Source organism: Alteromonas profundi, assembly GCF_010500865.1.
Classification (GTDB): Bacteria; Pseudomonadota; Gammaproteobacteria; order Enterobacterales; family Alteromonadaceae; genus Alteromonas; species Alteromonas profundi.
Map to the genome: position 1 here is coordinate 39111 of NZ_JAAAWN010000016.1, position 12211 is coordinate 51321.

The 12211-nt window shown below is 50.1% G+C and carries 10 protein-coding genes; 4 read left to right on the forward strand and 6 right to left on the reverse strand.

The genetic code is table 11. From position 1 onward, the window contains the following. The first annotated feature begins 75 nt into the window (after positions 1-75). Both GTH32_RS12580 and GTH32_RS12585 read left to right on the forward strand, forming a co-directional pair. Entirely contained in the window at positions 76-1047 is a 972-nt protein-coding gene (locus tag GTH32_RS12580; RefSeq protein WP_163086207.1) for a tyrosine-type recombinase/integrase, read from the forward strand. Positions 1048-1137: 90 nt separating this feature from the next. Then, entirely contained in the window at positions 1138-1728 is a 591-nt protein-coding gene (locus tag GTH32_RS12585) for a hypothetical protein (protein WP_163086209.1), read from the forward strand. Positions 1729-2253: 525 nt separating this feature from the next. Here GTH32_RS12585 and GTH32_RS12590 read toward each other — a convergent pair. Then, entirely contained in the window at positions 2254-3303 is a 1050-nt protein-coding gene (locus GTH32_RS12590) for a DNA-binding protein (RefSeq protein ID WP_049589052.1), read from the reverse strand. A gap of 207 nt (positions 3304-3510) precedes the next feature. Here GTH32_RS12590 and GTH32_RS12595 point away from each other — a divergent pair, with 207 nt between their 5' ends. Then, on the forward strand, positions 3511-4518 hold the full coding sequence (locus GTH32_RS12595) for a tyrosine-type recombinase/integrase (RefSeq protein WP_049589050.1): 1008 nt from the start codon (positions 3511-3513) through the stop codon (positions 4516-4518). Between the two features lie 29 nt (positions 4519-4547). Here the strand turns inward: GTH32_RS12595 and GTH32_RS12600 are convergent, their stop codons facing one another. The 4 genes from GTH32_RS12600 to GTH32_RS19735 form a co-directional block, all read right to left on the reverse strand. Continuing rightward, complete coding sequence (locus GTH32_RS12600) at positions 4548-5390, reverse strand: DUF1259 domain-containing protein (RefSeq protein WP_197044410.1); 843 nt, start codon at positions 5388-5390, stop codon at positions 4548-4550. A 118-nt stretch (positions 5391-5508) separates the two neighbouring features. Beyond that, on the reverse strand, positions 5509-6966 hold the full coding sequence (gene chrA / locus GTH32_RS12605; RefSeq protein ID WP_049589048.1) for a chromate efflux transporter: 1458 nt from the start codon (positions 6964-6966) through the stop codon (positions 5509-5511). 2 nt (positions 6967-6968) lie between these two features. Next, positions 6969-7619 carry a chromate resistance protein ChrB domain-containing protein gene (locus GTH32_RS12610; protein WP_246223244.1) on the reverse strand — a complete coding sequence of 217 codons (651 nt, stop codon included), beginning with the start codon at positions 7617-7619 and terminating at the stop codon, positions 6969-6971. Beyond that, entirely contained in the window at positions 7568-7897 is a 330-nt protein-coding gene (locus tag GTH32_RS19735; protein WP_343033427.1) for a Chromate resistance protein ChrB, read from the reverse strand. Before GTH32_RS19735 ends, GTH32_RS12610 begins: the two co-directional genes overlap by 52 nt. 169 nt (positions 7898-8066) lie before the next feature. Here GTH32_RS19735 and GTH32_RS12615 point away from each other — a divergent pair, with 169 nt between their 5' ends. After that, complete coding sequence (locus GTH32_RS12615; protein ID WP_163086211.1) at positions 8067-11000, forward strand: Tn3 family transposase; 2934 nt, start codon at positions 8067-8069, stop codon at positions 10998-11000. Between the two features lie 605 nt (positions 11001-11605). Here GTH32_RS12615 and GTH32_RS12620 read toward each other — a convergent pair. Next, the gene (locus GTH32_RS12620) at positions 11606-12160 is read right to left on the reverse strand and encodes a hypothetical protein (RefSeq protein WP_163086213.1); all 555 of its coding nucleotides are present in this window, start codon (positions 12158-12160) and stop codon (positions 11606-11608) included. Positions 12161-12211 lie beyond the last annotated feature (51 nt).

Here is a 12211-nt window from a genome sequence, read left to right on the forward strand (position 1 = left end):
ATGTAACGCTTTATTTACTCTCTTTGCTGTGCTATTTTATTATTATAGATAATTACAGTTATATCGATTAATAGCATGGCAAATGAAATCGCGTTAGCGCAAAGCGACTTTTCGCTGAATGAAGAACATCGAACGCTGGTGGTTCAAAATTTAACTGAGCTAAGAGACTCAGTGTGGGAAACGATGTCGCTGAATACGCGTAAGGCTTATCAGTCTGATTTCAATCAATACCTTAAGTTTTGTCGGGCACATGCATTGCCGGCACTGGCAAGTGATTGGAAAATTACTAAGACTGCATGCCAGGCGTTCTTCGATGAACTTATGGCGTCTGAGCTTAAACATCACACCATCAAACGAAAGCTCGCGTCGGTGCGCTTTTTCATTGGCGTAAGCGAGTTACCCGACCCATGGAAGCACTCCAAGCTTTTCAGTCGTTATGTGAATGGGAGGCTTAAAGAAAAACCAGCGGCGCAAAAGCAAGCAAAGCCATTAAAGTTAAATGATGTGCGTGTAGCAAATCGTGTGTTAAATGTAGACTCGTTATTGGGTTTACGCGATGCGGTGCTGGTCAATGTCGCACTCGATACACTTTTTCGCGCATCCAACATTCTGGCCATTGAAGTCAATCATATCGACTGGCAAGCTAAGACAGTATTTGCCCCGCGTTCCAAAACGGATCAATCGGGTGAAGGCCACTACGGGTATTTGTCTGACGAAACTGCAGAGTTACTGACAAAGTGGCTCGATAACGCAAAAATTACTGATGGTTATATATTTCGCAAGCTCTCCCCTAAACAAACTGTTCAGAAAGAGCCTATGCAATACCAGGCACTACTGAAGAGGTATGAGGCTATAGGTATGGCCATCAACACCGATGGTAAATTTACCTGCCACAGCACGCGCACCGGTGGTGTTCTCACGCTCATGGAGGCTGACGTTCCTATGGCAGAAATTGTGCTTTCGGGGAACTGGAAAAGCGAAGCCATGGCTATACGCTACGCTCAACAATATCAAGCTGGTAAAACGGGTATGGCCAAAGTTAGGTGAGCGAGCAGTTTGCCGATTATTAATAGTAGGTTGATAATGAGTCAGGCTACTTTAAAATCAAATTTCACTTTACTATTTTAGGAATTATAAATGATAAAAAGGATTATTTTCTCAACCCTCCCTGTGGTTTCAATCTCATTATTCGGTTGTGGTGCGACTCTGCCCGGCTATAATTCTGGACTATCCTACGAAGATGTTGCGGCGAAGAGGACACCACTTTTTGAACGTGTAGAAGGCTGGTCTCTTCAACCAGAGTGCACTAATCTTATTGGCCATTTAATGTACGACTACCGCCATGTCTACAGTGAAGAGAACAGTATCCTTGTCGCTCCATTGCTGAAGTATACAGATTATGACGTTAGAGGTAACCATGGCACTATGACCTATAGGCGTGGTAAGAATGCTGTTTACAGTTATACATTTTATAAAGACATTAACAGCAACCTTTTAATCGAAGATAATAGTTATAAAGAAAACGATAGTACAAAGAACCCTAAGAATGCTTATTGCGCCTTTTGCACCGATGACGGGTTTACGGATTTTGCGCTAAAAACGCATACTTTTATCGCCGCAGAAATTAAAAAGCACAACAAAAACAAAACCTGCGATGATTTCCAAGAGTTTTTAGGGAATGAAGAGAAAAATTACACTTCTGAGTTCTATGAAATCAGCTCGAAGTAATTCTTTATGTATTCACAACATCTAACTGTGTAAATAAAGCCCAAAGTCGAAATAAATTGATGCGGAGTCTTGGAAGACTACTTAGGTTTGAAGTACACTTGAGGTGGCTTCAACCCTTGAGGTTGATGATACAAAAAGGAGGGCCATATTTTGACCAAATTTTTGAATTACTCTCGGCATCCAGAATAGGGGACAGAGAGCCATGGCCGGAGGGAAAGCTCCCCTTGTTCAGCTTGGATGCTCACAGCATGAAATACCCTACCGGCCACCTCTTCACAGTTAAATTATCTTGTTTTTTTTAAGAAATTCCATCACAGCCTCTTGTGTACCAAATGCACCTAACAGCATCCTTCTAGCATGTATCTTGGACCAGCGGGGGCATTTGAACGAAAACCTACGGTTTTGAATCCTGTGGCACCCTCGAAACCGTAGGTTTCCGTCAGATAGCCGCTAACCCGGCATTTGCCCTTAAAACTTGGTCATCTTTGGAACATTACCGAATATTCAATGCTGTGACAGCCTTTTTCATAGCGAACCCTGGAGTTGTTTGAATTGTCCTAGGATCATCGCCTTTTCCTGAAGAATTACCTTGTTCTCATCGGTCAGATACGTCACTTTATCCTGGATGGTTTTCAACTCGGTTTTGGTGGCCTTCAAAGCTTGGGATAACACGGCCAATTCCTTATCGACATCTGCTTTCTGAGCAGTGAGAGCTGCTATTTTTTCTGCCAATTGCTCATTTTTATGCTGGTATTCCTGGTTCTTCGTCATGGCGTCTTCAAGGTTGCGCTTCAGGTTCTGGGTCTCATCTACCTTTCCGTTCAAATCCCTGTTTAGCGTCGCATTGGTCTGTTCAAGTTTATCGGCATTGCTTTGTAACTGCGCATTGGCATCAAATAACTCGGACGCTCTTGACTCAGCCTGGTCGAACCGGTGTTGCAGTTCCTGCATCTGGTCTTTCAACCCCTGGGTATCGATCCGGAACTGTTCGCGTTCTTGCTGACGGTCTTCGGCAGTGCGCTGCTGATAATGTTCAAAATGATCGCGGATGTCCTTATTTTCCTGCTTAAGTTCCGCAATACTTTCCTTTAATTCAGCGGTTCGCACAATGGCTTCGTCTCGTTGGGCCTCGGCTTTGACCAGGCTGATACGCACATCTTCCAGAGACTTGTCTAACGCGCTTTTTTCTTTGTTCTGCCGTTCAATCTGGCTCTCAAGATCCTGTTGTCGGGCAGTAAGTTGCGCGATGGTGTTTTTGGAATCGGCCAATTCTTTGCGGAGTTCTTTATTTGACGCCTCAAATTCCTGACGGGTCTCCTCAATACGGTGGTCGGCCATCTGCTGTACCCGCTCGTGGAGTGATTTCACTACCTCCACCAGGTCGTTCGGGAGTCCACCGATATCGGCTGCCTCTCCGTTGTCTGATCGCCAACGCTTGAGCAGCGGCGCGATGGTGCTTTTGCTGCCGGTGCCCATATGTTCCCGCACTCGATCCACCGTAGGCTCCTGGCCTTGGGTTTTGATGGCTTCGGCGGCTTTGGCGACATCGTGGAAAGTGACTCCGGCGCGTGCCATAGGGAGATTTCCTCTCAAACTATTTAGTAACGTATTATGTAACACGTAATATAACATTATATTTATGCTTATCAAAGTTTCTTGAGTTTCAATTTTTAACCTTCGATAATCAAGGTTATCGTTGGCTATGGTATTAAGCTGAAAATCTTCTGCTTGTAACGCCGGTACATAGCCGCCTTTCTGGTGACACCGATAGGAATCCAATTCATGAACACCAAACCACCCAAAATGGCCACCGACTTAGCATTACGTAATGAGGAATCGAACCAGATTGCTCATCGGGAATCCGAGTCACTGCGGCACTACCTCCAGGCGGCCACCTCCGATAACACCCGCAAGGCCTACCGATCCGCCATTCGCCAATTTGAGAAATGGGGTGGCCGGTTGCCGACTGACCGAGATACGGTGGTGCGCTATCTGCTCGCCAGGGCCGAATCGCTCAACGCCCGGACGTTAGATCTCCACCTCACCGCCATTAGCCAGTGGCACCATTACCAAGGCGTCACTGATCCGGTGCGCGATCCCCTGGTGCGGAAAACCATGGAAGGCATTCGTCGCACTCATGGCCAACCCAAACGCAAGGCCAAGGCCCTACGCCTGGAACACATCGCACAAATGGTGGATTACCTGCGGTGTTTGCCGGATAGCAAAAAGAAGCATAGGGATATCGCCCTGGTGTTGACCGGCTTTTTCGGCGCTTTTCGTCGCAGCGAACTGGTGGCCATTCAAATCAGTGATCTGAATTGGGAGCCGGAAGGCCTGATCATCCGGTTGCCGCGCTCCAAAACGGATCAACAGGCGACAGGGCTGGCCCGCGCCTTACCTTTCGGTACACCAGGTTGTTGTCCGGCTACAGCAATCAAGGCCTGGATGGATAGCGCTGAGATTGATAGCGGCCCGCTCTTTAGGCCGGTTAACCGCTGGGATCAGGTGACGCCCAGGCCTCTGAACCCAGGGGCAATTAATGACTTGCTCAAAACCCTGGGCAAGGCCTGTCAGTTCGACTTCGTGCCCGAGTTGAGCAGTCACAGTTTTCGCCGCGGCCTCTCCACTTCGGCGGCTCGAGAACGGGTAGACTTCGAGCTGATCAAGAAACAAGGCGGCTGGAAAAGCGATGCAACGGTCTGGGAGTACATCGAAGAAGGCCAGCAACTTTCGAATAATGCCTCGCTGATATTGATGGAAAAGTTGGTCACGCTGATCGACCCCGTATAACCCGTCAAATCACGAATCCCACTCTCAATTCATCTTTGCGTCTCCAGCGCTGCCCGTATCGCTTTCGCCAGATCCTCGGGCTTGCCCTTGCCCCAATAATGCAGGAAATAGTAGGAAGGCGTTTCACCGGTCATATGGTTGTGCAGCGCCACGATGTGGATGCCCGCCTGACGCAGCGTCCGCATCACCGGCTGGATCTCGTCCGCGGTCATGGCAAAATCCCCATCGACGACCGCCTGCTTCTCATTCCCGGAGAAGGCGGCCCAGGTGGACAGGCCCATGGATGCGCCAAATTCCACACCGTGCATTCTGGCGCTGCGCCCGAACGTGAATTTCAGCACCTGCCCGTTAAGGCTGCCCTCGGCATCCAGAATCTTTTCCAACGTCTTGGTGTTGTATTTGCCGGTGATATCGGGCACATCACCCGGAAATCGTTCTTGCGGTACGGGATGCTTTTTACGCACTTGTTTAATGGCATCCCACATGGCCTTGACGCCTTCGGCGAGTGACTCGGCGTTTCGTCCATGGCCGCCGATGTGCATAAAGTAAACCGGCGGACGGTCGAACACGAAATGGTTGTGCAGCGCGGTGATGTCCAGGCCGTGGGCAAAGGCGGCGTCCATGGCCGGGGTGATTTCATCCTCAAACACCACCGTATCCCCCATCACCATAACACCACCCTCCGGCAAGGCCTTGAACGCGGCCCAACTCCCGAGGCCCGCCGGCGGCGGGAACTTCATACCGTCAACGGTGACGGGCACGTCGTCGCGCTTCCAGCCGATACGCACCACGCCATCAGGTTTGGCCGTTGCCTGGGTGCCAGCCGCCTGGCCAATGGCCTTATCATCGAGGCGGCCGGAATCGTCGGCCATTGTTATGGATGCTTGAATGAATAAAGCGCACATTAGAATGAATGCTCGAAGCGGAGACATTGTCATGGCTATTCCTCTTTTTTTGTTGCTGTGAAACATTTTTGGCTGTATTGGGGGGTTACGCCGCCGGGACGCCTGCAAATAACAGATGGTACACAATACCCAGCAGTGCGCTGACTAAAATCATCGGCAACATGCCCACCTTAAAGCGCAACATAGCGATAAAGGCGCCCGCGGCCAGCGCGACGCTGACAATGTGGATGCTGCCCCAGGCGGGTATCAGCAGTAGCATACCATAGGCCCGTACAGTTTCAACCTCGTTAAAGGCGACGTGCACCGCGAACCAGATGGCGAGATTCAGCATCACGCCCACCACGGCCGCCGTGACCGCCGACAGCGCCGCGCTCACCGCCTGGTTGCCGCGCAGTGTTTCCACATACGGCGCGCCCAGGAAGATCCACAAAAAGCAGGGAACGAAGGTGACCCAGGTGGCTAAAACCGATGCCAAGATGCCTGCTGTGAAGGGGTCGAGCGTTCCCGGAGCCCGGAAGGCCCCCATAAAGCCCACGAATTGCACCACTTGGATCAGCGGGCCGGGTGTAGTTTCCGCCATACCCAGACCATCCAGCATTTCCCCCGGTGCCAGCCATCCATAGTTTTGTACCGCCTCCTGGGCCATGTAGGCCAGCACCGAATAGGCGCCACCGAAGGTGACAACCGCCAGTTTGCTGAAGAAAAGCCCAATCTGGGTGAACACATCCTCATAGCCCAAGGTCACAAGCAGGGCGACAAGTGGCGCAAACCACAGCGGCAGCCAGACGGCGAGCACCTTGAGTGCCCGCCCCCGTGACGCCCGGGTATGGCTTGCCGCGCCGCCCTCCATCATGGCATCAATCGCACGCCCGGCGTCCTCGGGGGTATCGTGCCCCTTGATGACCACAAAGCGTTCCGGATCGACATGCCGACCCAGCAGACCGATCAATCCGGCGGTAACGATTACGATCGGGAAAGGCACGGCAAAGAAGAAGATCGCCACGAAAGCGGCGACCGCCAATGCGTACATGTAGGCGTTCTTGAGGACGCGCTTGCCGATGCGGATCACCGCCTGGATCACGATCGCCAGCACGGCCGCCTTGATACCGAAAAACAGGGCCTGCACCAGTGACGCTTCCTGAAATCCAGCGTAGAGCAGACTGAGCACCAGAATGCTGAGAAAGCCCGGCAGCACGAACAGGGCGCCCGCAACCAGTCCACCCTTGATGCCATGCAGCAGCCAGCCGATATAGGTGGCCAGTTGCTGGGCTTCAGGTCCGGGCAGCACCATGCAGTAATTCAGCGCGTGCAGGAAGCGGCTCTCACTGACCCATTGCTTTTCATCCACCAGAATACGGTGCATCACCGCGATCTGGCCGGCGGGACCGCCAAAGCTCAGGATGGCGACCCGCAACCAGACACGCACGGCCTCCCCGAAGGTGATGTGATGGCCGAATGCATTGAGGTTACCAGCGGTCGCATCCCTGGTGATTTGATTGGACCCGCTGCTTGGCGGTACAGATGAAGTTGACGGTTCGTGCATGGTTATTGTTCCTTACCGTAAGTGACCAACAGGCTGTCGAAAACCTGATTGGCAGCTTGTAATAATTGATCATCATCGCTATGGGTTTCGCGCAGCCCTATCAATACACACTCGACCCCGGCGGCCTCCGGCGGCTGATGTCCCCCCACATCGAGGTAGTGCACGAGTTTTCCAAGCCGGAGTAGCGCGGGTGAATCCAGGTCGAAGCTCGCCAGCAGCGTTTCGAAAGTGACTTTTTCTTCCACGTGAGTAAAGGTCGCCCCATCGAAATCGAACCCCAGCGCCTCATCCGGGCAGTCGTCCGGCGAGGCCAGCCATAAAAAGCGTGCGGATGGATCGATGAAGCGGCCAATCAGCCAGGCACTGGCCAAACGGTCCACCCACGGCCGACGCCGCGTCGCCCAGAGCCTGCCTTGATAATCGGCTCGATCAAGACGGCGGATTGTGCGAGGTTCGGGCTGCGGCTCATCGGGAGACAAGACCCGGTTGGCATCGCTTTCCAGCTGTTTCAGAGCCGTATCGATTCGATCCCGCGCGGCACCGGGGAAAAAATCGATGGCTGACAGTCGCGTGAAGCTTTTGCGCAGTTTGCGTGTTTCCTTCATGACCTCCATGGCGGTTTCCGGCAAGAGCTTTGCCCGCAGGTCCGCCATCGCCGAGTCCAGCGACTCATAGTCTTCCGAGCGATCGAATAGCGGGGGAACGCTTCGGTTTCAGGATCATTAGCGTGCAGTACATGGGCGGTCCCGCCACTATCACGGACATCCTGGGCAATTGCCTCTAGCTTTTCGGCATGATCAGAGATGGCTGGCAGTAGATAGACGCCATCACGCAGCGAAACGGCCCCCAGGGCTTTGATGGCGCGCCATGCCCGCATGCGCACGGTGGCGTTTTCAGTGGGGAGTGAAAGTATCAGCAGTATCCAGGACATGCGTAGATCTTAGTACATATATGTTATAACCTCTACACATTTTTAAACCGAATAACCCCTGGGCAAGAGCGATTGCCTTTAAAGGCGGTGATGCACCTTTAAATACCGCATCCATCAATAAAAACAGCGCTATAGCGCAGTTGGCGTGACCGGAGCCAAGTGAGGTCCTATGACAGCCAAAGAGCAGTTCTTAACCGATCAGCAGCGGTACCAACCGTTAATATTGCCGCAACGATTCTCCGATGAGGAAATGGTTCGCGATTGGACGCTAAGCCGTCGTGATTGCGAGGTCGTCAACAAGTATCGCAAGCAATATCGCCTGGGATTTGCCATCCAACTGTGTGCCATGCGCCTCTATGGCCGGTTTCTAAACCAGCTCCATGATCTTTCGCCACGAGTGATCAGCTACCTGAGTAGTCAACTCGATCTTCCTCCTACGCTAACGGTGGAAGTGCCCGAAAGAGAAGCCACGGTGTTGGAACACCGGAACAATATCCTCAAGTACCTGGGCTTTCATCGGTTTGACGACAAAGTGGAAGCAGATCTGGACCGCTGGATTGAAGAACATGCCCAACAGGGACTGCTTCCGGATGAACTTTTTCACCGGGCAGAACGCCACCTTCTGTTGAAACGTATTGTTTTACCTGGCCCCACGACGATCGAAAGACAGATCATCCGCATATGTAACCAGGTACACGCTCAGCTTTTTGAGCAAGTGTTTGATCAGATGTCGCCGGAATTACGCGATGCCATTGACGATTTGTTGCAAGCCACCGACGGCAATCAACGAACCTACTTCAACCAACTCAAAGAGTACCCGCCGGGTGCGAAAATATCATCACTGAAACGCTATTTGGAACGCTATGACAATCTGGTGTCCACCGGCATTAATGAGTTCGAAGAAAAGGTCATTGATACCGCTTTTCTTAACTACCTGTACCGACTGACCAAGCGTTACAGCGCTAAGGACATGAAGCGCTTCAAGGACCATAAGCGCTATGCATTGATGATTTGCTTCCTGTTGGAATCCCGCAAGATCCTGTTGGATCATCTGGTCAAAATGCATGATCAGTACATGACAGAGCTATGCCGGCAAACCAAAAACAGCCACGACAAAAAACACAAGGAGTTTCGCAAGCGCCAAAAGAAAGCCATCGATGCTGTGCTTGAAACCACGCATGTTTTGCTGGAATGGCCGGATGAACAGCCATTGTACAAGAAGGACTTGTGGCAACGCATTGACGAGAAACATCTGCTGGCATCCATTGACGACCTGCACATTTTTAAACGCCTGGAGGAACGCGGCTACTGCGATTTGTTGCTGGCCCGTTATCCCAGTTTACGAAAATATTTTGCCGACTTTATCCGGTTACCATTTGAAGTGGCTAAAGGTTCCGGGCCGCTGATAAAAGCTATTGAGTTCGTCCGGAAATTGGATGATGGCGACCTGAAAAAGCTACCCGAGAACACACCGACAGCATTCATTCCCCGCGAACTACGCCGCACCCTTAAAGATCAAGCCGGTAACATCAATCGCAACGTTTGGGAAATGGGATTGGCTCTCGCTATGAAAGACGCCTTGCGTTCCGGCGATTTGTACTTGCCGCAGAGTAAGCAGCATGTTTCGTTCTGGGATCTCACCTTAAATGAACCCAGTTGGGATGAAACCAGACAGGCTGTCTATACCGAACTTCAACAGCCTCCACCGCACGAAGTTCGAGCCGCCATTTCAACGCAGTTCCACGAATCAGTCTCTGAAGCGAAAAAGCTGTTCGGCCTGGACAACTTCGCGGAAATTCAAAACGGCCGATTGAAACTCAAACGTGATGACAAGCTCGAGGTCCCGGATAAAGTCAACCAACTGCAAAAAGTGATCGATGCACATATGCCCAGCATACGTATCGAACAGCTTCTGATGGAAGTAGATCAAATGACACATTACAGCCGTCATTTTGTCCCTATCCAGCACCATCAATCGCGCCCCAAAGCCTTTTACAAAAGCCTGATGGCCGCCATTATTTCGCAGGCCACCAACCTGGGTGTCGTATCCATGAGCAATAGCGTTAAAGGTGTGACCGTCGATATGCTCCGGCATATCCTGCAATACTATATTCGAGAGGAAACCCTGATCAACGCCAGTGCTGAAATTGTGAATCAACACCATGAGCTGCCGTTGAGTGCGGTGCACGGCACCGGTACATTGTCCTCATCGGATGCGCAACGCTTTAAAATCCGCGCCGACAGCCTGTTGGCTTCTTACTATCCCCGCTACTACGGTTATTATGAAAAAGCCATCGGGATCTACACCCACGTTTCCGATCAATATTCAGTGTTCAGCACCAAGATTATTTCCTGTAGCCCGCGTGAAGCGCTGTATGTTTTGGACGGCCTGCTGGAAAACAACACGATTCTGAAAATCCGGGAGCACACCACCGATACACATGGCTATACCGAAATCGTCTTCGCACTCTGTCATTTGCTCGGATTCTACTTTATGCCGCGCATTCGGGATCTCAAAGATCAGCAGCTTTACCGTATTGACAAAACCGTCGATTACGGCGACCTCAACCATTTACTCACCAAAACAGCCGATCTGGCCATCATTGAGGAACAGTGGGAATATATGATGCGAGTGGCGATTTCACTGAAGCAGAAAACTGCGCCAGCACACGTCATCGTCCAACGATTAACCAATAGTTCACCTTCGGATCGCCTCACCAAAGCCTTTACGAACTTGGGGCGGATTATCAAGACCGAATACATTCTGCGGTACCTGACTGACAAAGAACTCCGTCAAACCGTCCAACGGCAACTGAATAAAGGGGAATACCGACATAAACTGCCGCGCTGGATATTCTTTGCGGAACAGGGTGAATTCACCACAGGCGACTATGAAGAAATCATGAACAAGGCCAGTAGTCTCAGCTTTGTGTCCAATGCCATTCTGTACTGGAACACCATCAAGATAAGCGACATTGTGGAGCAGCTTCGGCAGCAAGGGGAGAAAATCGACGACGAGACCTTATCTCATATCTCGTTGTTGCCCTATAAGCATGTGTTACCCAACGGTACATACTTTATTGAAGATGAGGAGAAGGGATGATTCGACGGAAACCTACGGTTTCGACGTGGTCACTGGGTTCAAAACCGTAGGTTCTCGTTCAAATGCCCCCGCGGGTCCATCTTAGAATTTTCGTCTTCTGCCTTTAATAAAAGTTCATACCATGTCTTTACTAATACTACTGGTGGTTCTCGCATAAAATTCCCACTTTAGCTTATATCTAGCTAATCAATTCGGTGAATAGTGCCCTTCGTTACTTTGGCAAATGAGAACTAGTCTCCTCGAAAAATTCCATCCCATAATCCAGGTGATAGCTTTATGCTTAAAGTGCGACAATTTCTGTAATTAATTAAGCAAGCAAGGTAAGCAATGCCAACTATTATTTTGGAATTAGAAGATATGAAGCGGTTTGAGCAAGCGGAGGTAGTCTTAACGAACTTGCTAATGTTACAGCACCCTACCGAAAAAAAATTCATAATAAGTCATGACGACATTGTTGTATCAATAGAAGCAGCTATTGGATTGATCCATTCCACTTTAACAATAGAACGCAATTAACAAGAGGATATAATGGGAATAAAGCGGCGAATTGTCGTCTATAGGGAGCACATTCAGTCTCTTCAATAGATATCAATGAAGTGAAGAACCTAGAAATCCGGCACTTTCTCTAACAACTCTCTCCTGTTCTTGGTAGATAATACGTTCGCCGTTCTATTATACGTATCTTTCGCGAACCCTTCATATCCAATTGCCCCAAAAAGCGGGGAGAACATGGAGCAGGCAATAAAGTTTTCGTTTGAAGCGTTTTTTTTAGTTACCTTGCGCGCGTCTTCTCTGGCTGAATCTGAGATACCGGTATTCATAAAATGCTGTTTAGTTTTGTAGGACGGATTTACAAAGAATGTATAGCTAGCTGTAAAATAGTCCATGTATTTAGTGATGTCTGCGTCAGTCGAAAGTGTTTCAAGCGTATTCGCTATTTCAGGTAAGGTTGCCCCCCTAGCATCATCTTCCAATGCGCTGATAAGAGTTGACTTGATATCGGGTGATGAGTTTTCAAACCATATGTTGCATGCTTCATTTAGTTTGTTGAGGCTCTTGTATTCGTCTGTTGGATAGTGCCATTTGAACTTCGCACCAGAACCAGAAAAGCTGTTTACCCAATAAATAGCTACTGGGTTTTTCTGCTCAATTAAATCCATAAGTATCGCTTTCGGAGAGCTATTTTCAGAAGCACATCCTCCGATTAATAA

What these genes read in the sequence shown, in the direction of transcription:
- GTH32_RS12580 (WP_163086207.1), top strand. Translation starts at nt 76, where the DNA reads ATGGCAAATGAAATCGCGTTAGCGCAAAGCGACTTTTCGCTGAATGAA.
- GTH32_RS12585 (WP_163086209.1), top strand. Translation starts at nt 1,138, where the DNA reads ATGATAAAAAGGATTATTTTCTCAACCCTCCCTGTGGTTTCAATCTCA.
- GTH32_RS12590 (WP_049589052.1), bottom strand. Translation starts at nt 3,303, where the DNA reads ATGGCACGCGCCGGAGTCACTTTCCACGATGTCGCCAAAGCCGCCGAA.
- GTH32_RS12595 (WP_049589050.1), top strand. Translation starts at nt 3,511, where the DNA reads ATGAACACCAAACCACCCAAAATGGCCACCGACTTAGCATTACGTAAT.
- GTH32_RS12600 (WP_197044410.1), bottom strand. Translation starts at nt 5,390, where the DNA reads ATGGCCGACGATTCCGGCCGCCTCGATGATAAGGCCATTGGCCAGGCG.
- chrA (WP_049589048.1), bottom strand. Translation starts at nt 6,966, where the DNA reads ATGCACGAACCGTCAACTTCATCTGTACCGCCAAGCAGCGGGTCCAAT.
- GTH32_RS12610 (WP_246223244.1), bottom strand. Translation starts at nt 7,619, where the DNA reads ATGGCGGACCTGCGGGCAAAGCTCTTGCCGGAAACCGCCATGGAGGTC.
- GTH32_RS19735 (WP_343033427.1), bottom strand. Translation starts at nt 7,897, where the DNA reads ATGTCCTGGATACTGCTGATACTTTCACTCCCCACTGAAAACGCCACC.
- GTH32_RS12615 (WP_163086211.1), top strand. Translation starts at nt 8,067, where the DNA reads ATGACAGCCAAAGAGCAGTTCTTAACCGATCAGCAGCGGTACCAACCG.
- GTH32_RS12620 (WP_163086213.1), bottom strand. Translation starts at nt 12,160, where the DNA reads ATGGATTTAATTGAGCAGAAAAACCCAGTAGCTATTTATTGGGTAAAC.